This is a genomic window from Aeromonas sanarellii (assembly GCF_000820085.1).
In the GTDB taxonomy this organism is placed as follows: domain Bacteria; phylum Pseudomonadota; class Gammaproteobacteria; order Enterobacterales; family Aeromonadaceae; genus Aeromonas; species Aeromonas sanarellii.
On sequence record NZ_CDBN01000029.1, the window covers coordinates 33,696 to 59,266 of the forward strand.

General features: G+C 63.4%; 26 protein-coding genes and 3 tRNA genes. 18 read left to right on the plus strand and 11 right to left on the minus strand.

The genetic code is table 11. From position 1 onward, the window contains the following. Window positions 1–183 precede the first annotated feature (183 nt). Entirely contained in the window at window positions 184–1,215 is a 1,032-nt protein-coding gene (gene ompA / locus BN1132_RS06025) for a porin OmpA (RefSeq protein ID WP_042075948.1), read from the plus strand. Between the two features lie 66 nt (window positions 1,216–1,281). Here the strand turns inward: ompA and BN1132_RS06030 are convergent, their stop codons facing one another. Genes BN1132_RS06030 through BN1132_RS06040 form a run of 3 tightly spaced genes read right to left on the minus strand, consistent with a single transcriptional unit; the run spans window position 1,282 to window position 4,758 of the window. Then, entirely contained in the window at window positions 1,282–1,848 is a 567-nt protein-coding gene (locus tag BN1132_RS06030) for a PqiC family protein (RefSeq protein WP_042075949.1), read from the minus strand. Next, the gene (pqiB, locus tag BN1132_RS06035; protein ID WP_042075951.1) at window positions 1,845–3,494 is read right to left on the minus strand and encodes an intermembrane transport protein PqiB; all 1,650 of its coding nucleotides are present in this window, start codon (window positions 3,492–3,494) and stop codon (window positions 1,845–1,847) included. Before pqiB ends, BN1132_RS06030 begins: the two co-directional genes overlap by 4 nt. Beyond that, on the minus strand, window positions 3,487–4,758 hold the full coding sequence (locus BN1132_RS06040) for a paraquat-inducible protein A (protein ID WP_042075953.1): 1,272 nt from the start codon (window positions 4,756–4,758) through the stop codon (window positions 3,487–3,489). Before BN1132_RS06040 ends, pqiB begins: the two co-directional genes overlap by 8 nt. A gap of 177 nt (window positions 4,759–4,935) precedes the next feature. On the opposite strand from BN1132_RS06040, the gene hfq reads away from it, so the two are divergent. Next, entirely contained in the window at window positions 4,936–5,295 is a 360-nt protein-coding gene (gene hfq, locus BN1132_RS06045) for an RNA chaperone Hfq (RefSeq protein WP_033128946.1), read from the plus strand. Window positions 5,296–5,433: 138 nt separating this feature from the next. Here the strand turns inward: hfq and BN1132_RS06050 are convergent, their stop codons facing one another. From BN1132_RS06050 to dapA, 3 genes are all read right to left on the minus strand, one after another. Then, window positions 5,434–6,024, minus strand: a complete 591-nt coding sequence (locus BN1132_RS06050; RefSeq protein ID WP_042075955.1) for an HAD family hydrolase — start codon at window positions 6,022–6,024, stop codon at window positions 5,434–5,436. A 149-nt stretch (window positions 6,025–6,173) separates the two neighbouring features. Continuing rightward, window positions 6,174–7,814, minus strand: a complete 1,641-nt coding sequence (locus BN1132_RS06055; RefSeq protein WP_042075958.1) for a GGDEF domain-containing protein — start codon at window positions 7,812–7,814, stop codon at window positions 6,174–6,176. A gap of 95 nt (window positions 7,815–7,909) precedes the next feature. Continuing rightward, entirely contained in the window at window positions 7,910–8,782 is an 873-nt protein-coding gene (dapA, locus tag BN1132_RS06060; RefSeq protein WP_042075960.1) for a 4-hydroxy-tetrahydrodipicolinate synthase, read from the minus strand. 299 nt (window positions 8,783–9,081) lie between these two features. On the opposite strand from dapA, the gene rsmC reads away from it, so the two are divergent. The 7 genes from rsmC to BN1132_RS06095 all read left to right on the plus strand — a co-directional run bounded on the left by rsmC (window position 9,082) and on the right by BN1132_RS06095 (window position 13,796). Continuing rightward, window positions 9,082–10,110: a 16S rRNA (guanine(1207)-N(2))-methyltransferase RsmC gene (gene rsmC, locus BN1132_RS06065; protein WP_042075986.1), complete on the plus strand. Its 1,029-nt coding sequence runs from the start codon at window positions 9,082–9,084 to the stop codon at window positions 10,108–10,110. Between the two features lie 107 nt (window positions 10,111–10,217). After that, entirely contained in the window at window positions 10,218–11,477 is a 1,260-nt protein-coding gene (gene glgC / locus BN1132_RS06070; protein ID WP_084202623.1) for a glucose-1-phosphate adenylyltransferase, read from the plus strand. Beyond that, window positions 11,467–12,927 (plus strand): glycogen synthase GlgA, encoded by a 1,461-nt coding sequence (gene glgA, locus BN1132_RS06075; RefSeq protein ID WP_042075964.1) that lies wholly within the window; start codon window positions 11,467–11,469, stop codon window positions 12,925–12,927. The genes glgC and glgA overlap by 11 nt, the downstream gene beginning before the upstream one ends. Before the next feature lie 116 nt (window positions 12,928–13,043). Further along, a tRNA-Leu gene (locus BN1132_RS06080) sits at window positions 13,044–13,129 on the plus strand. Between the two features lie 55 nt (window positions 13,130–13,184). Next, window positions 13,185–13,270 (plus strand) — tRNA-Leu (locus BN1132_RS06085). A 71-nt stretch (window positions 13,271–13,341) separates the two neighbouring features. Next, window positions 13,342–13,427: transfer RNA gene (locus BN1132_RS06090), tRNA-Leu, on the plus strand. 102 nt (window positions 13,428–13,529) lie between these two features. Beyond that, window positions 13,530–13,796 carry a late competence development ComFB family protein gene (locus tag BN1132_RS06095; protein ID WP_042075966.1) on the plus strand — a complete coding sequence of 89 codons (267 nt, stop codon included), beginning with the start codon at window positions 13,530–13,532 and terminating at the stop codon, window positions 13,794–13,796. Window positions 13,797–13,798: 2 nt separating this feature from the next. On the opposite strand, the gene BN1132_RS06100 is transcribed toward BN1132_RS06095, so the two are convergent. Continuing rightward, entirely contained in the window at window positions 13,799–14,008 is a 210-nt protein-coding gene (locus BN1132_RS06100) for a hypothetical protein (RefSeq protein ID WP_042075989.1), read from the minus strand. A 300-nt stretch (window positions 14,009–14,308) separates the two neighbouring features. Here BN1132_RS06100 and nhaC point away from each other — a divergent pair, with 300 nt between their 5' ends. The 7 genes from nhaC (at window position 14,309) to BN1132_RS06135 (ending at window position 22,424) form a co-directional block, all read left to right on the plus strand. Further along, entirely contained in the window at window positions 14,309–15,718 is a 1,410-nt protein-coding gene (gene nhaC, locus BN1132_RS06105) for a Na+/H+ antiporter NhaC (protein ID WP_042075968.1), read from the plus strand. Window positions 15,719–15,824: 106 nt separating this feature from the next. Continuing rightward, window positions 15,825–16,748, plus strand: coding sequence for a LysR family transcriptional regulator (locus tag BN1132_RS06110; protein ID WP_042075969.1), 924 nt, complete (start codon window positions 15,825–15,827; stop codon window positions 16,746–16,748). A 200-nt stretch (window positions 16,749–16,948) separates the two neighbouring features. Beyond that, complete coding sequence (locus tag BN1132_RS06115) at window positions 16,949–18,094, plus strand: ABC transporter substrate-binding protein (protein WP_042075971.1); 1,146 nt, start codon at window positions 16,949–16,951, stop codon at window positions 18,092–18,094. Between the two features lie 68 nt (window positions 18,095–18,162). Further along, entirely contained in the window at window positions 18,163–19,176 is a 1,014-nt protein-coding gene (locus BN1132_RS06120) for an ABC transporter ATP-binding protein (protein WP_042075973.1), read from the plus strand. Next, window positions 19,173–20,141, plus strand: coding sequence for an ABC transporter permease (locus BN1132_RS06125; RefSeq protein WP_042075974.1), 969 nt, complete (start codon window positions 19,173–19,175; stop codon window positions 20,139–20,141). The genes BN1132_RS06120 and BN1132_RS06125 overlap by 4 nt, the downstream gene beginning before the upstream one ends. Window positions 20,142–20,148: 7 nt before the next feature. Then, on the plus strand, window positions 20,149–20,964 hold the full coding sequence (locus BN1132_RS06130; protein WP_019840685.1) for an ABC transporter permease: 816 nt from the start codon (window positions 20,149–20,151) through the stop codon (window positions 20,962–20,964). Between the two features lie 29 nt (window positions 20,965–20,993). Then, entirely contained in the window at window positions 20,994–22,424 is a 1,431-nt protein-coding gene (locus BN1132_RS06135; RefSeq protein ID WP_042075976.1) for a gamma-aminobutyraldehyde dehydrogenase, read from the plus strand. A gap of 72 nt (window positions 22,425–22,496) precedes the next feature. Here the strand turns inward: BN1132_RS06135 and cyoE are convergent, their stop codons facing one another. The 4 genes from cyoE to BN1132_RS20450 all read right to left on the minus strand — a co-directional run bounded on the left by cyoE (window position 22,497) and on the right by BN1132_RS20450 (window position 25,147). Then, window positions 22,497–23,354 carry a heme o synthase gene (cyoE, locus tag BN1132_RS06140; protein WP_042075978.1) on the minus strand — a complete coding sequence of 286 codons (858 nt, stop codon included), beginning with the start codon at window positions 23,352–23,354 and terminating at the stop codon, window positions 22,497–22,499. Then, on the minus strand, window positions 23,351–24,376 hold the full coding sequence (locus tag BN1132_RS06145) for a COX15/CtaA family protein (protein ID WP_042075980.1): 1,026 nt from the start codon (window positions 24,374–24,376) through the stop codon (window positions 23,351–23,353). The genes cyoE and BN1132_RS06145 overlap by 4 nt, the downstream gene beginning before the upstream one ends. 70 nt (window positions 24,377–24,446) lie before the next feature. Beyond that, complete coding sequence (locus BN1132_RS06150; protein WP_244462917.1) at window positions 24,447–24,800, minus strand: hypothetical protein; 354 nt, start codon at window positions 24,798–24,800, stop codon at window positions 24,447–24,449. 125 nt (window positions 24,801–24,925) lie between these two features. Beyond that, entirely contained in the window at window positions 24,926–25,147 is a 222-nt protein-coding gene (locus BN1132_RS20450) for an SURF1 family cytochrome oxidase biogenesis protein (RefSeq protein ID WP_042075984.1), read from the minus strand. 35 nt (window positions 25,148–25,182) lie between these two features. Between BN1132_RS20450 and BN1132_RS20240 the strand changes: the two genes are divergently transcribed. Both BN1132_RS20240 and BN1132_RS19395 read left to right on the plus strand, forming a co-directional pair. Beyond that, window positions 25,183–25,371 (plus strand): hypothetical protein, encoded by a 189-nt coding sequence (locus tag BN1132_RS20240; protein ID WP_244462918.1) that lies wholly within the window; start codon window positions 25,183–25,185, stop codon window positions 25,369–25,371. Window positions 25,372–25,430: 59 nt separating this feature from the next. Continuing rightward, window positions 25,431–25,571, plus strand: a 141-nt coding sequence (locus BN1132_RS19395; RefSeq protein WP_084202624.1) for a DUF2909 family protein, incomplete at its 3' end; no start/stop codon positions are given.

Consider the following 25,571-nt stretch of genomic DNA (forward strand, 5'->3'; position numbering starts at 1 on the left):
ACCCCCTCTCTCCCCGGACTCCCCTATGATGGGCATAGTTATCACAATATGTTTTATATCAGTTGCTTGTAGATAAAAGAAAACGAGCTACGTTTAAACATGTTGTGGCTGAACGCTGGCCCAACCCATGAGGCGAGGCGACACGGATCCGTCCTCCCCACCAACAAGATTGCAGAGGCATCTATGAACAAAACACTGATTACCTTGCTGGTTTCAGGCCTGCTTGCGGCCAATGCCCAGGCTGCCGGACAAGACAACACCTGGTATGGCGGTGCCAAACTGGGTTGGTCCAACTTCTACGGTGTCGATGAGAGCAACACCATCGCCACCACCGACAAAGACGACGACGAAGTCGGTGCCGGCGCCTTCGCCGGTTACCAGATCAACCAGAACCTGGGGATCGAACTCGGTTACGACTACCTGGGCAAGCTCAAGTACAGCGGTACCCGCAATGCCGCGGCCTTCAATGACTCTGTCGAGGCCCAACTGGCCCAGCTGACCCTGAAGCTCGGCTTCCCGGTGGCGGACAATCTGGATCTCTACGGTCGCCTCGGTGGCGGTTACGGCTGGACCAGCAGCGATGAGCTGGACAACGACAGCCGCGCTGTCTTCGTCGGTGCGTTGGGCGCAGAATATGCCCTGAATCTGGACTGGGCAGCCCGCCTCGAATACCAGTACAGCACCCCGTACGGCAGCCGGGAAGATACCGGTCTGCGCATGGACAACGGCCTGCTCTCCCTGGCCGCCGTCTATCGCTTCGGCCAGGTCGCCCCAGTCGTGCCGGCCCCCGCCCCGGCTCCGGCCCCCGAGCCCGTGGTGGTCGACAAGCAGTTCACCCTGAGTTCGGACGTGCTGTTTGACTTCAACAAGGCCACCCTCAAGCCGGAAGCCGGCCAGGCACTGGATACCCTCTACAGCCAGATCGAGGAAGCCAGACCCAAGGATGGCTCGGCCACCGTCATCGGCTATACCGACCGCATCGGTTCCGATGCCTACAACCAGAAGCTCTCCGAGCAGCGCGCCCAGACCGTTGCCGATTACCTGATTGGCAAGGGGCTGCCTGCCGGCAAGGTCAATGTGGAGGGGCAGGGCAAGAACTCCCCCGTCACGGGCGACAGCTGCACCAGCAAGTCCAAGCGTGAGCTGATCGTCTGCCTGGCCCCGGATCGCCGGGTAGAGGTCAAGGTACAAGGGGTCTCCGAGGTACAGCAGTAACCTCGTCGGCTCTACAGCCCATGACAAGACGGGAGGCCAAGGCCTCCCGTTTTTCATGCCAACTTCTCAGCTGGTCTTGCGCACTTCCGCCGCAATCTGGTCCAGCAGTTGCTGCCAGCCCTGTCCCAGCGCGTCGACCAGGGCCCCATAGCCATCGGCCGGCAGGACGTGCTCCTGCTGGAAGGGCACGTCCCGCAGCACGACCCCCTCCTCCGTCAGCAGGCGCCAGCGGCCGTTCAGCAGGGCCCGGCCATCGTGCCGTCCCTGGAAGTGCTCGACCGAGATGGTCAGCACAGGCCCCTTGCGGGCCCCGTCCTGACGCACCACCCAGCCCGGCAAGCGGCTGGAGAGGCCGTTGAGGGTCAGCTGGTTCAACTGGGCATCGAGGGAGCCCGCCCAGCGATGGTACTCGGCGAAGTGCAGCTCATTGCCTTCCAGCTGGTAGACCAGGCTCATCCGGTCGAGCTGGCCGGAGAGGGCCACGGGCCGCAGCACCAGCTGGTGCTGCGGCTGCGCCATGACGCCGGCCGGCTGCGGACTGTCGGCATCGAGGGAATAGTAGTGCAGCGTCGGGGCGGCGCTGCACCCCGCCAGCAGGCCCAGCCAGGCCAGGGCCATCATCCGTTTTTTCATTGTGTTCCTCGCTTGGGCTCAGGATCCCTGGGGCGGGAGCGATCGAAGATCAGCGAACTCGGCTGCTCGTTCAACGAATGCACCAGGGGTTGCAACTCGCTCATCAGCTGGTTGAGGGACTGTACAGACTGACGCAGCTCCTGATTGGTCTGGGAGCCGGCATCATAGGTCTGCAGCGTCTCCTGCAACTGCTTGAGGCTCTGGTTGAGGGACGCAGGCAGTTGCTGGGTCGATGGCTGACCGGTGAACTGCTCCAGATTCGCGCTCACAGCCCTGATGTGCCTGAGTGTCTTGTCCAGGGTCGCCAGGGTGCTGTTGACTTGTGTGAGGGTGGTCGCCATATCCATGTCGACAAACTTGTCGAGGATCTGATTCACCTTGCGCTCGATCTGATCCAGCCCCGCCTGCACGGTCGGGAAGACCTGGTAGCCCGCCAGCTTGATGGGGTGATAGGCGGGGGCATCCGGATAGAAGTTCAGATCCACCACCTTGCCCCCGGTCAGCAGGCTGGAGGTCTTGAGGCTGGCCCTCAGCCCCTCCTTGAACTGCTTGCCAAAGAGAGTTCTCCATTGCTCTTTTTCCGCATTGGCGTAGCGATGGGAAATTCGCTGCACCTCGATGCGCGCCAGCACCGGGATCTGCCGGCTCTGGAACATCTGCGCGGCTTTGTCATCAATGGGGTAGGGCGCCGAGATGACGGTACCGACCCGGATGCCGCGATATTCCACCGCCGCCCCTGGGTGCAAGCCACCCACGCTGTCCTCGAACAGGAAGACGTATTCGATGAACTGATCCAGGCTACCGGCCAGCACGCTCGCCTCATCCTTGAACAGCACAAACTCCTCGTTCTGCTTGACCGGTTCACCCGGCAGCCAGCCTGGGGGCAGCCCCATGGTGATGCCGCCGTTGATCAGGCTCTCGAGCGAATCCATCTTGACCTTCATCCCCTCGCTGCTCATGGAGACCTCGAAGCCCGGAGTCAGCCAGAAGCGGGAGTTGCTGCTCACCAGGATGTCGTAGGGGGCGTTGATGAAGAGCTTGTACTCCATCTCGCTCTTCTCGGGCAGGAAGTTGGCTTCCTCCACCTGGCCTATGGTGAACCCCTGGTAGCTGATGGGAGACCCCACCCCCAGCGCATTCGCGTCGCGACTGGACAGGGAGAGCCGCAGCCCCTTGGCATCCAGGGAAGCCAGGGGCGGTCTGTCCAGCATGGCGTATTCGCTGCGGGCCCGGCCTTTCTTGCCGGGAGATAGCTCGATATAGGCCCCGGAGAGCAAAGTGCCAAGACCCGAGACGCCCTCCCGCCCGACCCTGGGCTTGACCACCCAGAACTGGCTGTCCTTCTTGAGCATGCCGGCGGCGGCATTGGTCAACCGCGCCTTGAGCACCGCGTGGCTGTAGTCTTCGCTGAGCTCCACCGTCTCGATGCGACCCACCTCCACCTCCCGGGAGCGGATCACCGTCTTGCCCGCGACTATGCCCTCGGCGGTGGCCACGGTCAGGGTGAAGCTGGGGCCCTGGGAATACCAGTGCTGGAACAGCATCCAGGCTCCGATGAACAGCGCCAGCAGCGGCACCATCCAGATAGCGGCGGCCGAGCTCATGAAATCAGAGCCCGGTTTCCACCTCGTCTTACGCTCACTCACGTTCGCGTTCTCCTTGTTGTAAATCCCAGATCAGGCGGGAATCGAAACTCATGGCGGCCACCATGGTGATCAGCACGACCCCGGCAAAAGCGACGGCCGCGGGGCCAGGATAGATGGTCATCAGATTGTCCAGCCGGATGAGGCCGGCCAGTATGGCCACCACGAAGACGTCGATCATCGACCAGCGCCCCACAAATTCGGTCATGCGATAGAGCTTGAGCTTGCGCAGCGGCGAGGCCCCCTGGCCGCGCTGCACCACGTAGCAGAGCCACAGCAGCGCCAGTATCTTCACCAGGGGGACCACCACGCTGGCGAAGAAGATGACGGCGGCGATGGGGTAGGAGCCCATGGCCCACAGCAGCACCACGCCCCCCATGATGGTCGAGGGGCTGTCATCCCCCAGGAACACGGTGTCCATGATGGGATAGAGGTTGGCGGGAACATAGAGGATCACCGAGGTGATGAGCAGTGCCCAGGTGCGGTTCAGGCCGCCCGGCTTGCGGCTGTGCAGATGATCGCCGCAGCGTGCGCAGCTGTGGGCATCCCCCTCGTTCAGGGCACCGCAGATGTGGCAGCCCACCAGCCCGCAGGACAGGGCGCTGGTCTCGGGATCCACCTCTCTGGCGGCGGTCGGCCCGAACAGCCGCTGCCACAGCCACATCCGATCCAGGGAGGAGATCATCTTGATGAGCAGCAGGGTGTAGCCGACGAAGGCCCAGAACGAAAGCCCCATCTTGATGTCGGCCATGCCCATCAGCTTGACCAGGGAGATGAGCACCCCGATGAGGAAGACATCCACCATCAGCCAGGGCTTGATCCGGCACAGCAGGCGGCCGAGGGAGCGCAGGGCATTGCTGTGCAGATCCTTGTCGAGGCGCCACAGCACCAGCATGATGGAGCCGATATAGACCAGCGGCAGGCCGATCAGGGTCAGACTCAGCACGGCCCCCAGAAACAGGTAGCCCTGATCCACCAGGGTGGTGATGCACTGCAGGAAGGTCATCTCCTGCCCCACCCCGTGGGAAGAAAACGACATGAAGGTGAAGACGTTGGAGAACGCAAACATGATCAGGGCGGCGAAACCATAGGCGATGGGCTTGCGCTCCTGCTCCGGCAGGTGCCGGCTCAGGACATGGCCGCAGCGGGGACAGTCGCTCGCCTCCCCCACAGCAAGCGGTGTCGCCGGCACCAGCAGATCACACTCTTCGCATGCCGTCGCGTCATGGGTATAGATGGTTGGATGTTGGTGTGAAACCGGATGCAAGATAAGACCCCAGCATGAGGCCCGCCACGGGGCCAGAGCCGCCAATTATCGCAGCAGCGGCCCGTGCCCACCAGCCCTGTCGTTGCACCATCCGGGCAGGGGGTGAGAATGACTTTGACAAGGCAGTGGCCATTTAGCACAATCAAACGCCACTTTTTTTCCGCGGGACAATAATTTATGACAACTGAATCCCCCAGCTACTCCACCATTGAGCAGGCCTTCTCCCTCGGGAACGGGCAAGATTCTGCCCTCAACTGGCTGCGCAAGAACCGCAGCCAGGTCGCCATCTTCCTGGTGAGCGGCATCAAACTGGAGGGGACCATCAGCGGCTTCGACCAGTACAGCGTGCTGCTGACCGACGCCCACGGCAACCAGCAGCTGGTTTACAAGGCGAAGATCTCCACCATCGCCATGCACTCGGGTCGTCCCGCCGTCAGCATCCAGCGCGCCCGCAAGCCGCGCGTCTCCATGGCTCCGCGTCCCCACGGCGCACCTGGCCGTTACGACGACAATCAGGGTGGCAGCAGCGAGCAGTAAGGCTCGCCCTTCCCTCACCCCGAGGGTGTTGCTGCGTCAGCCGGTGACACCTGCCGATCCCCACTCTCATGTTTTGCCTGTCCCGTATGAGAGTGGGTCTTCTCTTTGGCTTAGACGCTCCCGACCGATACACCCGGCTCAGTAAGTCAACCCGACCGGTTTTCCCTCTCTGACCATGCAGACCTGCATGCCTGCGGCCTCACCGGCCTGTGCCCCTATGCCCGTATCCTCGAACACCAGGCACTGGCCAGGCTCCACCCCCAAACGGTGCGCCACCAGCAGGAAGGTATCCGGATGGGGTTTGTGCAGCTCGACGTCATCGGCGGTGACCACCACGGGGAAGTAGCGATCCAGCCCGGTATTGCGCAGCACCGCCTCGGCATTGACGCGGGGCGAACCGGTCCCTATCCCCATGGGGATCAGGCCGTGATAGCGTTCCACCAGATCCAGCATGGCCGGGAAGGGGGTCGCCTTGTGCAGGTTGGCGACGTAGTGCTCCGTCTTGCAGCGGGTCACCACCAGGGGATCCAGCGCGATCTGCTGCACCTCGGCCACCAGCAGGGCTATCTTGCGGCTGGGCATGCCCCCCAGTTCATAAAACCAGTCGGCATCGAACCGAAAACCAAACTCGCGGGCGGTGTGCTCCCAGGCGGCCAGGTGCAACGGCATGGAGTCCACCAGGGTGCCGTCGAGGTCGAAAACCAGGCCTTGAAATCCGGATAGGGTCATGGTGCAGGGTCTGTCTCTGTGAAAATGGGCCCCCATTCTAGCCAGAGCCGGGGCGCATCGCCATGCGCCGGATGGCGAGAAACGCTTGCCACCTCATTTATACAGGGCGGCGTGGGCCTGATGCCGAGCGGACAGCCCCCACGCAGGTGTCAGCGATAGGCCAGGGTGCAGGCCCGCCCCTGGGACTTGGCGTGATAAAGCGCCTGATCCGCCTGCTCGGTCAGGGTTTGCCACCCCTTGTCCGCCGAAGGGACGAGGTAGCTGAAGCCGATGCTGACCGTGAGCCGCTGTGCCACCCGGGAGGCCGGATGGGGGATCTGCAACGCTTCCAGCCCCTGATGGATCTGCTCCGCCAGCCGCTCAGCCTCCCCGGGTTGCGGGGCGCACAGCAGGATCACGAACTCCTCCCCACCATAGCGGGCCACCAGGTTGGTGCGCCGCCGCTCCGTCTCCTGTAGCAGGGCCGCGACCCGTTGCAGGCACTGATCCCCCTTGCCGTGGCCGAAGTGATCGTTGTAGGACTTGAACTCGTCCACATCGATCATCAGCACCGCCAAGACCCCCTGATGGCGGCGCGCCCGCTCCCACTCCCGCTCCATGGTGATGTCCCACTGGCGGCGGTTGGCGATCCCGGTCAGGGGATCCTCCAGCGACAGCAGGGAGAGGCGGCGATTGGCCTCTTCCAGCGCCCGATTGGTGTCGGCCAGCTGCCGGGTCCGCTCCTGCACCCGTTGCTCCAGCTCGCGGTTGAAGCGCTCGAGCGCCGACTGGGTGCGCTGGCGGATCAACAGTTGGGAGAGCATGGCCGCATACTGCTTGAAGATCTCGCTCTGATACGCCTTGAGCGGGCGGCGCCAGAGCAGGTTGTCGGCGGCGATCCAGCCCATGGGTGTGCTCCCGTCCCACAGGGAGACCATGGCATTCCAGCCGCGCCCCACCTCCTGCTTCTCGTAGTAGAGCGGCGTGTCTTCCAGCACCAGCACATAGTCCTTGCGCCGCAGCGCCTCCTGCACCATAGGGTGATCCGGTATGGGGCTGATGAAGTGGCGCTCGTCGATAAGCTCCCCCGCCTCGTTGGTGCCCCAGGTGCCGTGCATGGTCTTGACGTCGCCATCCGTCAGGAAGATGGCGACACGGTCGAATTGCAGGTCCTGGCGGGCCAGCGCCACGGCGTCGTGCAGCAGGCGATCCTCGCTGTCGCAGCGGGCGAGCTTGACGCCCACCTGGTGCAACGCCTGCAACATGCTGAGGAAGGAGTCCTGCAGGGCCTGGCTGCGCACGAGATCGGCCTGGGTATGGAGCCGCTGATCCCGCTCCAGATCCACCTGGCCCGCGAGTCGCCGGCTCTCCAGCTCGGCGGCGAGGTAGTGCATCAGCAGCTGGATGCTCTGTTGCTGGCGCCTGGGCAGGCGATCGAGGCGACGCCGGGTCTCCAGATAGACCACGGCCTCCAGCCCCTTGTGACGCTTGAGGGGGAAGCAGGCGCGCAGGCGTGGTATCTCCGGCTCGACGCTCTCCCAGATGGCATGGGTCGGCGCGATCGGTTCCACCAGCAACTGGCCGAGTTCGAGGGAACGTTCGATGAAGAGCATGGGTAGCTCGAGGGAGCCAAGGAGGTCGGCGTTCAGGCAGAGCAGCCCTTGCTCGGGACGATAGTGATAGAGCTGGGGCGTCGGTGCTCGCAACCACAGATAGATCTGTTCGGCCTCGGTCTTTTCTCTGACCGCAGACAGCGTCACTTCGCAGAGGTGTTCAAAACTGGTGAAGTGCTCGGGATCCCATTCTTCCATGCCGACTCATCCTTGATTGTATCCAAGCGAGTATATCGACAAAGCCCGGTCATTCATTGACCGGGCGATCAAAAGCGAGATCCAGAGCCCAGTTTTTACAACAGATCCAATGCCTGCATGGCGGCGCGGATCCGCTCGCGGGTAGCTTCCGACAACGGCATCACCGGCAGACGGCACTCTTCGCTGCAGAACCCGAGCAGGGAGACTGCGTACTTGGCGCCCGCCGGGCTCGGCTCGGCGAACATGGCCTGGTGCAGCGGGATCAGCTTGTCCTGCAGCTCCCGGGCGGCCTGCCACTCGCCGGCCAGGGTCAGGTTCTGCACCTCGGCCACCAGCTTGGGGGCCACGTTGGCGGTCACCGAGATGCAGCCCTGGCCGCCACCTATGTTGTAAGCCACGGCGGTGGCATCTTCGCCGGAGAGCCAGGCGAACGGCTTCTTGATGAGCTGGCGCTCAACCCAGGGGCGGGCCAGATCGCCGGTGGCGTCCTTCACCCCGGCGATGCGCGGCAGTTCGGCCAGGCGCGCCAGGGTCGCCGGCTGCACGTCGACGATGGCCCGCGGCGGGATGTTGTAGACGATGATGGGCTTGGTGGTGGCATCATGCACCGCCTTGAAGTGGTGGTAGAGCCCCTCCTGATTCGGGCGGTTGTAGTAACCCGCCACGTGCAGGGTGGCATCCGCCCCGGCCTGCTCGGCGTAGCGGGTGTACTCGATGGCCTCGACCGGGTTGTTGGACCCGGCCCCTGCGATGACGGGAATGCGCCCTGCCACCAGCTTGACCACCAGCTCCACCACCCGGCAGTGCTCGTCGTGGGTCAGGGTCGGGCTCTCCCCCGTGGTGCCGACCGGCACTATGCCATGGGTCCCCTGCGCTATGTGCCACTCCACCAAGCGAGTCAGTGCGGCCTCGTCCAGCTGGCCCTGTCGGAATGGGGTGATCAGGGCGACTATCGAACCTTGAAACATGGGATTTCCTTCTCCTACACAGATGAAATGGTCAATAAAAAGCCCCGGTACGGGGGTCGCTACCGGGGCTTGAATCGTCTCAGGGATGAGAGGTTACGCGCGCACGCCAGCAGGCCCGAATGTCAGGCTGTGTTTGTGCTTTCGTTTCGATACGCATGACCGCATTGCATCGTCCCCGGGTAAATAAGGCGTCTGGGCATATTTCGGGAACACGGCATAAATGTCAAGGCGAAAGCGGCCATGTATAATGGCCGCCCAAAAATGCGTGGAGAGACCCAATGAGCCGCCCTGCCGGAGCCATCAGCCAGAAAAACAGTGCCGTCAGCCAGATGCTGGAACGTAACCAAGCCCTCTTTGTCGGCAAGCGGCTCCTGGTGTGCGGCGCCCTGGAGGACGATTACCCCCGCCAACTGGCCGAACTGGCCCACTCGCTCACTGTCTTTACCACGGATTACTGCTATTACCGCAGCCAGCAGGCCGCGCTGGGGGATGCCATTCTGTTCGACCACCAGCTCGGCGGCGCCCCCCGCTTCAATGCCCTGCTGCTGCTGATGCCCAAGGCCAAGGCCGAGGCGCAATACCTGCTGGCCATGATGACGCCGCTGCTCGAAAGCGGAGCCGAGCTGTTCCTGGCCGGCGAGAACCGCGGCGGCATCAACGGTGCCGACAAGCTGCTGGCCCCCTATGGCGAGCCGCCGGTCAAGCGGGACTCGGCGCGCCGCTGCTCCCTCTATCACTGTGAACTGAGCAAGCCGGTAGCCCCCTTCGAGCTGGACGCCTGGTTCAGCCGCTACGAGTGCCGGGCCGGCGACACCGGGCTGACCGTCATGGCTCTACCCGGGGTCTTCAGCGCCGACGGCCTGGATCTCGGTAGCCAGATGCTGCTGGCGAGCCTGCCCCCCATGCAGGGCAAACTGCTGGACTTCGGTTGCGGCGCCGGGGTCATCGGCTCCGTGCTGGCCAAGCGCAATCCGGCCCTGGCCGTCACCATGGTGGACATCAACGCCCTGGCGCTGGAATCCAGTCGCCGCACCCTGGCGGTCAATGGCCTGAACGGCCGGGTCCATGCCTCCGACGTTTACTCCGATATTGCCGAAACATTCCAACATATCGTCTCCAATCCCCCCTTCCACGCCGGGCTCAAGACCTTCTACGCCGCCACCGAAACCTTCCTGGCAAAGGCCCCCGCATTCCTGACCCGGGATGGCGACCTGACCATAGTCGCCAACGCCTTCCTGCGATACCAGCCTATACTGGATGCGCACTTCAAACAGACCGAGGTGATCGCGGGTGATGCCAAATTCAAGGTGTATCTGAGCAAAGCCTAAATAAGTGCAACGGTTGTAATAAAACAAGTAGAGAGTGCCAGACGGGATCTGCTAAGGTACCAAGAAAACGTTTACCACCCCTTTTGGGGTGTTTTTTTCGCAACAGTATGAAAACCTTTTCAAGGCATGAATTCAGGGAGAGAAATACGATGGCAGGCATACTCACCATGATACTGGCCGGCGGTGAAGGAACCCGTCTCCAGCCACTGACCACCACCCGCAGCAAACCCTCGGTTCCCTTTGGCGGCAGCTATCGCCTGATCGACTTCGTCCTCAACAACTTCGTCAACGCCGACTTCCTGCGCATCTACGTGCTCACCCAGTTCAAGTCCCAGTCCCTCTATCTGCACATGAAGAAGGGCTGGAACATCGTCGGCATCACCGACCGCTTCATCGACCCCATCCCGGCCCAGATGCGAATGGGCAAGCGCTGGTATGACGGCACCGCCGACGCCATCTACCAGAACCTGCGCTTCATCGAGATCTCCGACCCCGAGCACGTCTGCATCTTCGGCTCCGACCACATCTACAAAATGGACGTGAGCCAGATGGTGAGCTTCCACAAGCAGAAGGCGGCCGCCCTGACGGTCGCGGCCCTGCGCATGCCCATCGAGGAGGCAAGCGCCTTCGGGGTGATCGAGGTGGATCAGGAAGGGCGGATGATCGGCTTTGAAGAAAAGCCCAGGCACCCGAAGCACATTCCCGGCGATCCCACCCAGGCCTTGGTCTCCATGGGCAACTACATCTTCGAGACCGAGGCGCTCTATCGCGAGCTCAAGCGGGATGCCGCCGAGGAGAACTCCAGCCACGACTTCGGCAAGGACATCATTCCCAGCCTGTTCCCCCGTGCCCCCGTCTATGTCTACGACTACAGCACCAACGTGATCCCGGGGGAGAAACCCAACGTCTACTGGCGCGACGTGGGAACGCTGGACGCCTATTGGCAGGCGCACATGGACCTGGTGGCCGACGACGCCCCCTTCTCCCTCTACAACCGCAAGTGGCCGCTGCACACCCACTACCCGCCCCTGCCCCCCGCCACCTTCATCGACACCGACGACTGCAAGGTCAAGATCGCCAACTCCCTGATCTCCGGCGGCTGCTTCATTCAGGGCAGCCAGATCCAGCGCTCCATCCTGGGTTTCCGCTGCAACATAGGCCCCTGCAGCCACATCAGCGAATCCGTGCTGCTCGGTGACGTGAAAATCGGCGAGGGCTGCTCCATTCGCCGCGCCATCATCGACAAAAACGTTGAAATTGCACCCGGCACCGTGATCGGTGAGAATCTGGACCATGACAGAGAGCGGTTTACCGTGTCCGAAGGCGGTATCGTCGTGGTACCTAAGGGAGCAAGAGTTGGCTATTAACCCACTGAAAATCCTGTTTGTAGCCTCGGAGGTTGAGGGGCTGGTGAAGACCGGGGGCCTGGCGGATGTCGCCAAGGCCCTGCCGCAGCATCTTGCCCGGGCGGGCCACGATGTGCGCATCATCCTGCCCTTCTACAAGACCCTCAAGCGCCGGGACGAGGCCAAACTCCTCGCCTCGCGCTGGCTGCCCACGCCGCAGGATCGGAGCGATATCGGTTATCGCATCCATCAGTTGGAACTGGACGGGATCTGCGTCTACCTGCTCGATTGCCCCCAGTATTTCGAACGCCCTCAGCTCTATGCCGAGAACAATCAGGCCTATCCCGACAACGGCGAGCGCTTCGCCTTCCTGGCGGCGGCGGCCCTGCACGCCTGCGAGCAGCTGGGCTTTGCCCCCGACATTGCCCACTGCAACGACTGGCACACCGGCCTGCTGCCGCTGCTGCTGAAGACCCGGCACGCCCATAACCCCTTCTTCCAGCGCACCCGATCCGTCATCAGCATCCACAACGCCGCCTTCCAAGGGGTGTTCGATCGCCAGCAGTTCTGGGCCGTGCCCGAGATCGCCGACTACGAACGGCGCATCAACTACGACTACGGCCACGTCAACCTGCTCAAGTGTGGCGTGCTCTATGCAGACAAGATCAATGCGGTCAGCCCCAACTACGCCAGCGAGCTGCTGACCCACCTGGGGGCCCACGGCATGGCGAGCGTGTTCCAGCAGCGCGCGGCCGACCTGAGGGGCATCCTCAACGGCTGCGACTACCAGGACTGGGATCCCGCCTTCGATCCCCTGCTGCCCGCCACCTATGACGCCGACAACCTGGCCGGCAAGCATGTCTGCAAACGGGCCCTGCAGCAGGAGACGGGGCTACCCGTCGGCAGCCTGCCCATCTACGGCATGGTGTGTCGTCTGACGGAGCAGAAGGGCGTACACCTGCTCATCCCGGCCCTGGACAAGTTCCTGCAGCATAGGGTGCAGGTGGTGATAGTGGGATCCGGCGACCCCTCCCTCGCCGCCCAGTTGCAAAGCATCGCCCAGCAACATCCCGAGAAATTTGTCTTTATCAACGCCTATGACGACCGCCTGGCCCACCTGGTGGAGGCTGGCGCCGACTTCTTCCTGATGCCTTCCCTGTTCGAACCCTGCGGCCTCAACCAGATGTACAGCCTGGCCTATGGCACCCTGCCCCTGGTGCGGGCGGTCGGTGGCCTGAAGGATACCGTGGTGGACTGGGATGCCGACCCCGAGCATGCGACCGGCTTCTGCTTCAACGATCCCACCGCCAGCACCCTGCTCGACGCCATGCGCCGCAGCCTGATCCATTACCTGCAAGAACCAGAACGTTTCGCCCGAATCCAGCACAACGCCATGAACACCCGCTTCGACTGGGCCGGCTCTGTCCCCCTGTACGAGCAGATGTATCGCGATGCCCTGGCCGGGACCTGACTCCGATTGCTGAAGTTTTGTGCCCTTGATGCGGCTTTACCGGTCAACAGCGAAAAAAGTCCCCTTTGGCTGTTGACGCCCCCCCAAAACTCTATAGAATCCCCCACCGCAGTGATGCGAAGGTGGCGGAATTGGTAGACGCGCTAGCTTCAGGTGTTAGTGTCCCACGGATGTGAGGGTTCGAGTCCCTCTCTTCGCACCATACTGCGCCATGCTCTTATCGGACAGCATGTAAATCCAGACTGATAACCCGATGTGCGAAGGTGGCGGAATTGGTAGACGCGCTAGCTTCAGGTGTTAGTGCCCCCCGGGTGTGAGGGTTCGAGTCCCTCTCTTCGCACCATGCTTCTGGCATGTAAAACACAGAGAATGCGCTCCAACCGCATTTAAAAACCAGCTGGAGAAAATCAGTGTGCGAAGGTGGCGGAATTGGTAGACGCGCTAGCTTCAGGTGTTAGTGTCCCACGGATGTGAGGGTTCGAGTCCCTCTCTTCGCACCATTCCTTCTGCAAAAGGCCCGTCACGACAGTGACGGGCCTTTTGTTTTTGTCCCTGCCATGGCTATGCTGTTGAAGACGTCATGCCACCACAGGGGCTTTCCCATGATCCTGGATACCGACATTCACAATTTCTATGAGCATCTGGTGCTCAAGGAGATAGAAAAACAGGGGCTGAGCCAGACACTGACTCCCCACCAACTGGCCGATCTCTGCTGCCTGACCCTCAACCAGCTCCCCTCCCACTACATTCGCCACGACGTCGACATGATCTACTTCACCACCGATGCCGAGCGCGCCGACATGGAGCAGAAGGTCATCGCCTCCCTGCGACTGGCCCATGACAAGATCCAGGCCGTACCCGCCCGCTAACCCTACAGCCAGCTCTGTTGCCAGAGCAGGGTGACGACCCCCGTCATGCCCGCGACCGGCAGCAGGATCAGCGCCGGCCTCAGCCTGGGCTCTAGCATGATCCAGGCCGCCAGCAAGAAACCCAGGCTCCACAGGCCGTACGCCTTGTCCTGACCCCAGACCAAGACAGCCAGAAGAGCGGCCAAGAGTAGAGCACGTACTATCCAGTTCATTGGCAATGGCCCGAAAAGATATTAATGATAACCATTATCATCTTTGATGTTGCCATCTGCAATCGAACTTGCCTATGGGTTTCCGGCTTTCAAACGGCATCGAATGAACAGTGAAAAATGCCGATTGGATCAACTATTTTGTGGGATTTTAAAATTTTAAAGCGGTTTTGCCGAATGAGTGGGGATTTTACACCTCATCTTTATGGTAGATTGCGCCCTCTTTTGGTGAGCCCCTCGGGATACGCGTATCCGCAGGACGAGAGGGACTGACCTTGGCGAGCAAGAATTTAGGGAGCGTCTATGCAAAACCAACAAAACCACATCCGATTGCCGGGCATGTCACAGGTGTTTGCCTGCCTAGCCATCTTCCTGGCTCTGGCCTTCTCCTTCACCAGCGTGCTCGACCTGCCAATCCAGCTGGCACTGTTCATCGCCTGGTTCGTCATCATGGGGCTCGGCATCCGGCTCGGCCATGATTACAAGTCCCTGGAGCAGGCGGCCGTCGACGGCGTCGCCAAGGGGATGGGGGCCATCCTGATACTGGTCTCCGTCGGGGCACTGGTCGGCACCTGGATTGCCGGCGGCATAGTCCCCAGCATCATCTACTTCGGCCTCAAGGTGATACACCCGTCCATCTTCCTGCTGGCGACCCTGATCATCTGCTCCCTCACCTCCCTGGCCACCGGCACCTCCTGGGGCTCTGCCGCTACCGCCGGCATCGCCATGATGGGGATAGGCCACAGTCTGGGGGTCCCGGCACCTCTGGTGGCGGGGGCCGTGCTCTCCGGCGTCTACTTCGGTGACAAGCTTTCCCCCCTCTCCGACTCAGTGGTGCTGGCGTCGACCATGTCCAACGTCGACGTGGTGGAACACATCAAGGGGATGCTGCCCATCAGCCTCTTCTCCTACGTCATCACCGCCGCCCTGTTCACCGTGGTCGGCATGCAGTACTCCGGCAACGTCAGCCTGGAGCAGGTCAACCTGGTGATGGAGGCCCTCGACAAGCAGTTCAACATCACCCCGCTGGCCATAGTGCCGGTGATCCTGGTGCTGGGCCTCTTGGCCAACCGCAAGCCCGCCTTCCCGGTGATCAGCTTCGGTGCCCTGCTGGGCCTTGTCTGGGCCATCCTGTTCCAGGGCATGGATCCGGTCAAGGCGATGCACGCCGCCTACAGCCCCTTCCCCATCGTCTCCGGGGTCGACTTCATCGACAACATCCTGGGCCGTGGCGGCATGGAGTCCATGCTGGGATCCGTGGCCGTCATCATCTTCGGTCTGGGGTTTGGCGGCCTGCTGGAGAAGGTCGGCATTCTCTCCGTCATCGCCAGCGCCTTCGAGAAGCGCATCAACAGCGCCGGCAGCCTGACCAGCCACACCATTGGCACCGCCTTCCTGGCCAACGTGTTCGGCTCCGCCATGTATGTGTCGCTGATCCTGACCCCCAAGATCATGGCCAAGAACTACGACCGGCTGGGGCTGGCGCGCAAGAACCTCTCCCGCAACGCCGAGTTTGGCGGCACCCTCACCTGCGGCATGGTGCCCTGGAGCGACAACGGCATCTTCATGGCCGGGGTGCTGGGGGTGGCCACCCTCGACTACCTGCCCTACATGTGGCTCAGCTTCACCTGCATCATAGTGACCATCACCCTCGCCTATCTGGGCAAGGCGGTGAACCGGGTGCCGGTGATCGAGGCGGCCAACTCCCGCTAACCGCCGGAAAAACCATGACAAAAGGCGCCAGCACGGCGCCTTTTGTCTGGGCGCGATTCGAGGTTAAGCTGGCAGTCACCTTGATCGCACGCGGCAGGACGCCCAGATGAACTTCACCTTTCGCCAGATCCGCTATTTCGTGGCCGTGGCCGACAGCTTCTCGGTCAGCCGCGCCGCCGCCGAGCTGCACATATCCCAGTCGGCGGTCACCAGCGCCATCCGCGAGCTGGAGACCGAGCTCGGCGCCGCCCTGTTCGAGCGCAATCCGCGCGGCGTCAGCCTCACCACCCAGGGTCACCAGTTTCTGCTGCACGCCCGTCGCATCCTCGGCGCCATGACCGAAGCCGGCCAGTCCCTCAAGGCGGTGGCCCAGCAGGATCAGGGGCGGCTCACCATAGGCGTGACCACGCTGGTGGCCGGCTACTACCTGTCGGAGGCACTCGGCCGCTTTCGCCGCGCCTTCCCGGCGGTGCAGATCGAGGTGAAGGAGGACGAGCAGCCCTATCTCGAGCACCAGATCGTCAACGGCGAGGTGGACGTGGGGATCCTGATGACCAACCGCACCATCCGCCAGGAGGCGTTCGATACCGAACTGCTGACCCGCTCGCCGCTGCGGGTCTGGCTCGCCGCCAACCACCCGCTCTGCGCCGAGTCGACCCTCTCCCTCAAGGCGCTCGGCGAAGAGCCCATGATCTCGCTGACCGCCGACCAGCTGGATCAGATCATCGGCGGCGGCCTGCGCCGCTACGGCATCGCGCCACGCATCGTGCTGCGTACCGCCTCGGTGGAAGCGGTCCGCAGCCTGGTGGCTAGCCAGCTCGGGCTCGCCCTGCTGCCGGATTTTGCCTACCGCCCCTGGTCCCTGGAGCAGGAACGGGTCGAGGCCCGCGCCATCAAGGAGCCCATCCCCGCCATCGACATCGGCCTGGTGTGGCGGCGCGGCTCGCGGCTGGACTGGACCGCCCGCGAGTTCATCGACATCGCCAGGGATCAAAGCCGGCTGCGGGCCCGCCAGCACCTTCCCCGCTGAGTGGAGCCTCCTGCTCCGTCACGGGGTCTCTTGCAGAAACTCAGATTCATCTGCACTCGATATCAATTTTTAAGATACCTATGGCGTTAAAAATTGAAATTCTCATTGCTCATTGCTTCTCCTACGCTCATAGCTGGTTAACAGGATGTTAATTGTCAGCGTGGCATCACAACCGTGCCCGCCCCAGCAAGGAGAGCAAGATGAAACTGACCCCCCTCACCCTGGCCCTGATCCCCGCCCTGCTGGCAGGCCAGACCCAGGCCGCCCCCACCTCCCTCGGCAAGGGTGAAGGCCAGCTCAACATAGTGGCCTGGGCCGGCTATGTGGAGCGCGGCGAGACCGACAAGAACTACGACTGGGTGACCGGCTTCGAGAAGGAGACCGGCTGCAAGGTCAACGTCAAGACGGCCGCCACCTCGGACGAGATGGTGGCGCTGATGAACGAGGGGGGCTTCGATCTGGTGACCGCCTCCGGCGACGCCAGCCTGCGCCTCATCGCCGGCGGCAAGGTGCAGGCGCTGAACCTGGCGCTCATCCCGAGCTACAACAAGATAGACCCCCGCTTGCAGAAGGCCCCTTGGCACACGGTGGACGGCAAGCATTACGGCGTGCCCTACCAGTGGGGCGGCAACATATTGATGTACAACACCAAGGTGTTCCCCAAGGCGCCCGACTCCTGGAGCGTGGTGTTCGAGGAGCAGACCCTGCCGGACGGCAAGTCCAACAAGGGGCGGGTGCAGGCGTTCGACGGCCCCATCCACATCGCCGATGCCGCCCTCTATCTGATGACCCACCAGCCGGCGCTCGGCATCAAGGATCCCTACGAGCTGAACGAGGATCAATACAAGGCCTCCCTCGACCTGTTGCGCAAGCAGCGCCAGCTGGTAGGTCGCTACTGGCACGATGCCTTCGTCCAGATCGACGACTTCAAGAACGAGGGGGTCGTGGCCTCCGGCTCCTGGCCCTTCCAGGCCAATACCCTGATCGCCGACAAGCAGCCCATCGCTACCACAGTGCCCAAGGAAGGCGTCACCGGCTGGGCCGACACCAGCATGGTGCACAGCGAGGCCAAGAACCTGACCTGTGCCTATAAGTGGCTGGAGCACTCCCTCAACAACAAGCTGCAGGGGGATCTCGCCTCCTGGTTCGGCTCCGTGCCCGTGGTGCCGGCCGCCTGCGAGGGCAACGCCCTGCTGGGGAAAGAGGGGTGCAAGACCAACGGCATCGACAACTTCGACAAGGTGCACTTCTGGCGCACCCCCGTCTCCCAATGCAAGAGCCAGGGAACCTGCGTCCCCTACTATCGCTGGGTCTCGGACTATATCGCCATCCTGGGTGGCCGCTGATCCAGGCAATGCTGTAACCACTGGGCCGGACAGGAGTCCGGCCCGCTTCCCATAGACAAGGACGTATCATGACAGCCGTACAATTTGACCGGGTCAGCCGCCACTATGGCGAGGTGGCCGCGGTTGACGACATCTCCTTCCAGATCCCCGCCGGCGAGTTCTTCACCCTGCTGGGGCCGAGCGGTTCCGGCAAGACCACCTGCCTGCGGATGATCGCGGGCTTCGAATACCCGAGCGAGGGGGAGATCCGACTGTTCGGCGAGCCCTGTTCCACCGTGCCCCCCTACGATCGCAACCTCAATACCGTGTTTCAGGACTATGCCCTGTTTCCCAACATGGATGTGCGCGACAACATCGGCTACGGCCTGATGCTCAAGGGCGTCGCCAAGGCGGAGCGCTACCGCAAGGTGGACGAGATGCTGGAACTGGTGCGCCTGCCCGGCGTCGGCAACCGCAAGCCGGGCCAGCTCTCCGGCGGCCAGCGCCAGCGCATCGCCATCGCCCGGGCGCTGATCAACCAGCCGCGCATCCTGCTGCTGGACGAACCGCTCGGGGCGCTCGACCTCAAGCTGCGCGAGCAGATGCAGCTCGAACTGAAAGCCTTGCAGCGCCAGCTCGGCATCACCTTCATCTTCGTCACCCACGACCAGCAGGAGGCGCTCTCCATGAGCGACCGCATCTGCATCTTCAATCAGGGCAAGATTGAGCAGATCGCCGCGCCGGATACCATCTACGACGCCCCCGCCACCCCCTTCGTCGCCCGCTTCGTCGGCACCGTCAACCTGTTCGAGGGGGAGCAGGCCAGGCGCCTGTGTGGCGATGAGCGCCAGATGATGGTGCGCCCGGAGCGGATCCGCCTCGCCGAGGCTGGCACGCCCGGCTGGTCCGGGGAGGTGCGCGAGGTGGAGTACCTCGGCCCCTTCGTGCGCTACCGGGTCGATCTCGGCGAGCAGCTCGAGCTTATCGTCAACCATCCCAACGAGGGCCAGGCCCGCCTGCCCCGTGGCGCCCGGGTCAGCCTCAGCTGGCCGGAGCAGGCGATCCATCGCCTGCATGCCGCCCATCCGGGAGCTCAACCATGAGCTCCCCTCACACTGCGAGCCTTGCCATGAGCCACGCTACCGACTCCGTTCGCGTCAGGCCGCTGCGGCGCCTCTCCACCCTGCTCTATGGTCGTTCCGGCCTGCTGCTGGCCATCCTGCTGGGGCCGCCCCTGCTCTGGCTCGGCATCATCTATGTCGGCTCCCTGCTGATGCTGCTCTCCAACGCCTTCTTCGGGCTGGACGAGTTCAGCGGCCAGATCCGCCACGAGCTGGGGCTGCAGAACTTCGTCGCCCTGCTGAGGGCGGAGAACCTGGACGTGATCCTGCGCACGGTCGGCATGTCGCTGCTGGTGACCCTGGCCTGCGCCCTGCTCGGCTTTCCGGTGGCCTACTACATGGCGCGCTACACCAGCGGCAAGACCCGGGCCCTGTTCTACGTCGGCATCATGCTGCCGCTCTGGTCCAGCTATCTGGTGCGGGTCTACGCCTGGAAGCTGATCCTGGCCAAGGAGGGGGTCATCAGCTGGCTGGCTGACACCCTGGGGCTGGACTGGCTGTTGGACGCCATCCTCTCGCTGCCGGTGATCGGCGGGCCGTCGCTATCGTTCTCCCGCATCGGCACCTTCATCGTGTTCGTCTACGTCTGGCTGCCCTTCATGATCCTGCCCATCCAGGCGGCGGTGGAGCGGATACCGCGCTCATTGCTCGAGGCGAGCGGCGATCTCGGCGCCACCCCGGCCCAGACCTTTCGCACCCTGATCCTGCCGCTGGCCCTGCCCGGGGTGGTGGCGGGCTCCATCTTCACCTTCTCCCTGACCCTGGGGGACTACATCATCCCCGGCATCATAGGCAACTCGACCATGTACATAGGTCAGGTGGTCTACATGCAGCAGGGAACGGCGGGCAACCTGCCCTTCGCCGCCGCCTTCTCGCTGGTGCCGATCCTTATCATCGCCGTCTATCTGGCGATAGCAAAACGCCTGGGGGCTTTCGATGCGCTCTAATCAGCCCATGAAACGGGACCATGGCAGCCAGCCCTCCGGCCTGCTCAAGTACGCGGCCATCGGCGGCCTCCTGTTCCTGCACTTTCCGATCCTGTTCATCTTCCTCTACGCCTTCACCAGCGAGAGCAAGAGCTATCAGTTCCCGCCCCCCGGGCTCACCCTCAAGTGGTTCGAGGTGACCCTCAACCGCCCCGACGTGTGGCGCGCCATCCAGCTGTCGCTGGAGGTAGCGGGACTGGCGACGCTGGCCGCCATGGTGCTCGGCACCCTGGCGGCGGGGGCCATCGCCCGCAGCCGCTTCTTCGGCCAGGAGGTGGTGTCGCTCTTGCTGGTGCTGCCCATCGCCCTGCCCGGCATCGTCACCGGCATCGCGCTGCGCTCCGCCTACGGGGTGATGGAGATCCCCTTCAGCTTCTGGACCATCGTCATCGGTCACGCCACCTTCTGCGTAGTGGTGGTCTACAACAATGCCCTGGCGCGCTTTCGCCGCACCAATCAGAGCCTCATCGAGGCGTCGATGGATCTCGGTGCCGACGGCTTCCAGACCCTGCGCTACGTCATCCTGCCCAACCTCGCTACCGCGCTGCTGGCGGGGGGCATGCTGGCGTTTGCGCTGAGCTTTGACGAGGTGATCGTCACCACCTTCACCGCCGGCCAGCAGACCACGCTGCCGATCTGGATGTATCAGGAGCTGATCCGGCCACGGGACAGGCCGGTCACCAACGTGGTGGCGCTCATCATAGTGGCCTTCACCACCATTCCCATTCTGCTTGCCTACTACCTCACCCGCGACGGCCAGGACGTCGCCGGCAGTGGCAAATAACGACTCAACGCGTGCGCAAGGATGCAACCATGAAACTCTCAACCCAACTCTTGATCGACGGTCAGTTCGTCACCGGTGACGGCCAGGCCGAGCCCATTCTCAACCCGGCCACCGGGGAGCTTCTCGCCTCGGTGCCAGAAGCCTCGTTCGAGCAGGTGAACCGGGCGGTGAACGGCGCCCAGCGCGCCTTCGCCCAGTGGAGCCGCACCACCCCGGCAAGCCGCAGTACCCTGCTGCTGCGCCTGGCCGATGCCATCGAGCGCCACGCCGAGGAGTTCGCGGCCCTCGAATCCCTCAATTGCGGCAAACCCTATCTGGCGGTGCTCAATGACGAGCTGCCGGCGGTGGTAGACTGCTTCCGCTTCTTCGCCGGGGCCGCCCGCTGCCTGCAGGGGCCGCTGGCGGGGGAGTATATCGAGGGGCACACCAGCATGATCCGCCGCGACCCCATCGGAGTGGTGGGCAGTATCGCCCCCTGGAACTATCCGTTGATGATGGCGGCCTGGAAGATGGCCCCCGTGCTCGCCGCCGGCAATACGGTGGTGCTCAAGCCCTCCGAGCAGACCCCCCTCACCGCCCTGCGCCTGGCGGAGCTCGCCAGCGAGTTCTTCCCCCGCGGCGTCATCAACATCGTCTGCGGCCGGGGCGAGAGCGTGGGGGCGCCGCTGGTAGAGCACCCGCTGGTGCGCATGGTGTCGCTGACCGGTGACATCGCCACCGGCCAGAAGATCCTGCAGAGCGCCGCCCGCACCATGAAGCGCACCCACCTGGAGCTGGGGGGCAAGGCGCCGGTCATCATCTTCGATGACGCGGATCTGGAGGCCGTGGTGGCGGGCATTCGCACCTTCGGCTTCTACAACGCCGGCCAGGATTGCACCGCAGCCTGCCGCATCTATGCCCAGGGCAAGATCTACGACAAGTTCGTCGCCGCCATGACCGAGGCAGTGGCCTCCATCAAGGTGGGGGGCCAGCGCGAGGAGGGGGTGGAGATGGGGCCGCTCATCTCGGACCGGCAGCGCAACCGGGTGGCCAGCTTCGTGGAGCGAGCCCAGAGCAGCGGCCACGTGGAGGTGACCACTGGCGGCAAGATCCGCGCCGGCAACGGCTTCTTCTTCGAGCCGACCCTGATCGCCCACGCCCGTCAGGAGGATGAGATCGTGCGCCGGGAGGTGTTCGGCCCCGTGGTGTCGGTGACCCGCTTCAGCGACGCCGAGCAGGTGGTGCAGTGGGCCAACGACTCGGACTACGGCCTCGCCAGTTCGGTCTGGACACGGGATCTCGGCCTCGCCAGCAAGGTGGCCAGCCACCTGCAGTACGGCTGCACCTGGATCAACACCCATTTCATGCTCACCTCCGAGATGCCCCACGGCGGCATGAAGATGTCCGGCTACGGCAAGGATCTCTCCCTCTACGCGCTGGAGGATTACACTGTACCGCGCCACATCATGCTCAAGCTCTGAACATGATTCAGGCTGGCCCCTGGGCCAGCCTGAATGCGCAAACAACAACGTCAATCCCCTACCCGATACCTCCTACGACAGCCGCCACAACCAGTGGTGATCCAGAATAAGCAGACCAAACAGCAGCATCAGGTGATAGATGGAGAAACGGAAGGTGCGCATCGCCTGACTGGGCCGCTCCCCATATTTCAGCAGCCAGCCATGCCAGCAGAACACGAGGTTCAGTCCCAGGCTGCCGACCAGGTAGAGCAGCCCCGACATGCCGATCAGGTAGGGCAGCAGGCAGACCAGGGTCAGGATCAGCAGATAGAGCAGTATGGCCGTCTTGGTAAACGCAATGCCGTGAGTGACGGGCAACATGGGAATATGGGCGCCGGCATACTCGTCGCGTCTGTGGATGGCCAGAGACCAGAAGTGGGGCGGCGTCCAGGCGAAGATGATCATCACCAGCAGCCAGGGTTCGGCCGAGAGCTGCCCCGTGATACTGGTCCATCCCAGCAGCGGTGGCATGGCCCCCGCCAGCCCGCCGATGACGATGTTCTGGGGCGTGGCCCGCTTCAGCAGCAGGGTATAGACGACCGCATAACCGAACAGGCTGGCCAGGGTCAGCCAGGCGGTCAGGGGATTCACCCCCCAATGGAGCAAGACAAACCCCAGCAAGGCCAGCAAGATCGCAAAGGTCATCGCCTGCCTCGGCGCTATCCGCCCCGTGGCGACCGGTCGCCANNTGGCCGCCGCCCCGGCCGCCAGCAGCCCTATCCCCGTCAGTCCCAGCACCATCTCGTCAAGGGAGGCTTGGGACGGCTCGGCCAGCAGCATCCCGACCCAGGCGGTCAGCAACAGCAAGGCCACTACCTTGGGTTTGGTCAGCTGGTAATAATCCCGCAGCAGCCGGGGATCGATGAAGCGTGCCAAGGAGTGGCTGTTCATGTCTGACTCCTGATCGCCTCGGGCGACAGCAAGGGGGAAAGCCGGGGGATAGAGAGCCGCCCACGGGCCAGCACGCAGCACACCAGCAGGTGCGCCGCCACCAGGTTGTGTGCGAGGGCGTTGGCCAGCGGCAGGGCCAGGTGGACATTCGCCAGCCCCAGCGCAATCTGCACTAGCAGCAGCACCAGCAAGAGCCCGCCGAGCCACCGCAGGGCAGCGCCCTGNNCGCCCTGGCGGATCAGGGCGAGGGCAAAACTGCCCACCAGCAAAGCCGTGGCCAGGGCCCCCAGACGATGGGCGATATGGATGGTCTGGCGCGCCTCCTTGCTCAGCACCCCGAACTCATAGCTGGCATGACCCAGCGGCAGATGAAAGGCCTCCTCCCAGTTCAATTGCGCCTGCCAGCTCCCCTGGCAGAGCGGCAGCTCGACGCAGGCCATGGCCGCATAGTTCGCCGACGTCCAGCCTCCCAGCGCTATCTGCAGCAGCAGCACGCCGCAGGCCGCATTGCCGAGCCAGGGCAGCCCCTGACCGCGGCAGACGGGCGCATTCGCGGGGGAGCGCGCAAGCTCGGCCCGATAGAGCCAGAGCAGGGTCAGGATGGCGAACCCACCCAGCAGATGGGTGGTCACCACCAGAGGGTGCAGCGCCAGCGTCACCGTCCACATGCCCAGCGCCGCCTGCCCAACCACCAGCACCAGCAAGGCCCCCGAGATACCGCGTAGGCGGCCGCCAGCGCGCCAGCTCAGCACGAACAGGGCCGCAATCACGCATCCCAGCACACCGGCGAAATAGCGGTGCACCATTTCGCTGCGCGCCTTGTGGGGCTCCAGCGGCGTATCCGGGTAGAGCTGGGCCGCCCGCGCTATGTGGCCAGATTGAGGGACGGCCAGGGAGCCGTAACAACCGGGCCAGTCGGGGCAGGCCAGTCCGGCATCCGTCAGCCGGGTATAGGCCCCGAGCAGGACCACCAGCACCGCCAACGCGATGGCGATCGAGGACAATCTCTTCTGCATTTTCATACACCACCTCGCTGACGCCGACCCGATCGTGCCGCAGCCTGGGCCATGTGATCCCACACCAGCCTCGTCGTCATTGCACGCCTCGCTGATACTTGAGCAGTTGCTGCAGATCCGACAGCACCGCCTTGCCAAACAACGGCCACTGCGCCGTGCTGGCCGGCACTCGGTAGCGCAGGATGGCCAGTCCCTGAGCGTCCACCAACAACATGTCACCAGCCCGGACCTCGTCGCTTGCCCCGCGCTGAGAGGGCAATTGCACCAGCGCCAGCTTGTCCAGATTGCGCCCCAGGGCGCTCTGGATCCGTGCCATCAACTCGGGTACCTGCCGGCACAACCCCTCGCAGGGTCTGGCCACCAGATAGACCAGTCGCCACTGACTCTGGCTGGACGGGAGCGGGGGCAACAGATAGATCTCCTGGTGCATCCAGATCCCTTTGCTGCGGGTGCCTGGCTCATACCAGCCCTGCCTCAGCGTCAGAGCCGCCAGCAAGACCGGTAGCAGGATCACTGCGGCAAAAAGGAGCGGTACCCTCCATCTGCGCCATGGAGTCATGGGGAAAACCTCCTCGCCAGCACCAGCCCCCCCACCAGCACCACCAGCGCCAGCCCAAGCCATTGCACCGCATAGGCCCTGTGCTTTTCTGGGGGCATGACGTTCTGCTGATAGTGATAGAGGAAGGGAGTGCGTTTCTGATAGAACACGGCGTCTGCGAGGGGGGAACCCATGGCCTGTCCCAGGGCATCCACCCGGATGGCCTNNCAACCAGACATGGGGGGATATCCACTCGACCTCCCCTCTCAGGGGCATGCCGTCCAGCGCTCCGGGATTTTGCCAGTCGAGCTGGGCCAACGTCCTTGGCCCGGCCTGCTGCATCTGCGCCATCCGCGCCAGCCAGTCCACCTTCTCCGCACCGCGCTGCCACTGCCAGAGCGCCAGCTTGCACAAACCGGCCGCCACCACCAGAGTGAACAACAGCACGAGCCAGCGTCTGTGATGCCAGGGTCGTTGCTTGTTCCATGTTGCCAAGTCGCTCATATCAAGAAGGATCCCGACATGTTGCTCAAGATAGTGCTGGTACTCATGCTGCTGCTCATCATAGGTCAGCTGTTTCACGCCCTCTGGCTGATGATGAGCGCAGGCCATGAGCAGAAGATGTCGGCCCCTCTGGGACGCCGCGTCTTCTTCTCCCTGCTG

Excerpts from the sequence above, each read along its gene's own strand:
- BN1132_RS06110 (WP_042075969.1), top strand. The coding sequence starts at position 15,825 with ATGAACTTCACCTTTCGCCAGATCCGCTATTTCGTGGCCGTGGCCGAC.
- BN1132_RS06030 (WP_042075949.1), bottom strand. The coding sequence starts at position 1,848 with ATGAAAAAACGGATGATGGCCCTGGCCTGGCTGGGCCTGCTGGCGGGG.
- dapA (WP_042075960.1), bottom strand. The coding sequence starts at position 8,782 with ATGTTTCAAGGTTCGATAGTCGCCCTGATCACCCCATTCCGACAGGGC.
- nhaC (WP_042075968.1), top strand. The coding sequence starts at position 14,309 with ATGCAAAACCAACAAAACCACATCCGATTGCCGGGCATGTCACAGGTG.
- BN1132_RS06120 (WP_042075973.1), top strand. The coding sequence starts at position 18,163 with ATGACAGCCGTACAATTTGACCGGGTCAGCCGCCACTATGGCGAGGTG.
- BN1132_RS20240 (WP_244462918.1), top strand. The coding sequence starts at position 25,183 with ATGCCGTCCAGCGCTCCGGGATTTTGCCAGTCGAGCTGGGCCAACGTC.
- BN1132_RS06125 (WP_042075974.1), top strand. The coding sequence starts at position 19,173 with ATGAGCTCCCCTCACACTGCGAGCCTTGCCATGAGCCACGCTACCGAC.
- BN1132_RS06115 (WP_042075971.1), top strand. The coding sequence starts at position 16,949 with ATGAAACTGACCCCCCTCACCCTGGCCCTGATCCCCGCCCTGCTGGCA.
- BN1132_RS06150 (WP_244462917.1), bottom strand. The coding sequence starts at position 24,800 with ATGCACCAGGAGATCTATCTGTTGCCCCCGCTCCCGTCCAGCCAGAGT.
- hfq (WP_033128946.1), top strand. The coding sequence starts at position 4,936 with ATGACAACTGAATCCCCCAGCTACTCCACCATTGAGCAGGCCTTCTCC.
- ompA (WP_042075948.1), top strand. The coding sequence starts at position 184 with ATGAACAAAACACTGATTACCTTGCTGGTTTCAGGCCTGCTTGCGGCC.
- BN1132_RS06050 (WP_042075955.1), bottom strand. The coding sequence starts at position 6,024 with ATGACCCTATCCGGATTTCAAGGCCTGGTTTTCGACCTCGACGGCACC.
- BN1132_RS06130 (WP_019840685.1), top strand. The coding sequence starts at position 20,149 with ATGAAACGGGACCATGGCAGCCAGCCCTCCGGCCTGCTCAAGTACGCG.
- BN1132_RS06055 (WP_042075958.1), bottom strand. The coding sequence starts at position 7,814 with ATGGAAGAATGGGATCCCGAGCACTTCACCAGTTTTGAACACCTCTGC.
- BN1132_RS06095 (WP_042075966.1), top strand. The coding sequence starts at position 13,530 with ATGATCCTGGATACCGACATTCACAATTTCTATGAGCATCTGGTGCTC.
- BN1132_RS06100 (WP_042075989.1), bottom strand. The coding sequence starts at position 14,008 with ATGAACTGGATAGTACGTGCTCTACTCTTGGCCGCTCTTCTGGCTGTC.
- glgC (WP_084202623.1), top strand. The coding sequence starts at position 10,218 with ATGAAAACCTTTTCAAGGCATGAATTCAGGGAGAGAAATACGATGGCA.
- BN1132_RS06135 (WP_042075976.1), top strand. The coding sequence starts at position 20,994 with ATGAAACTCTCAACCCAACTCTTGATCGACGGTCAGTTCGTCACCGGT.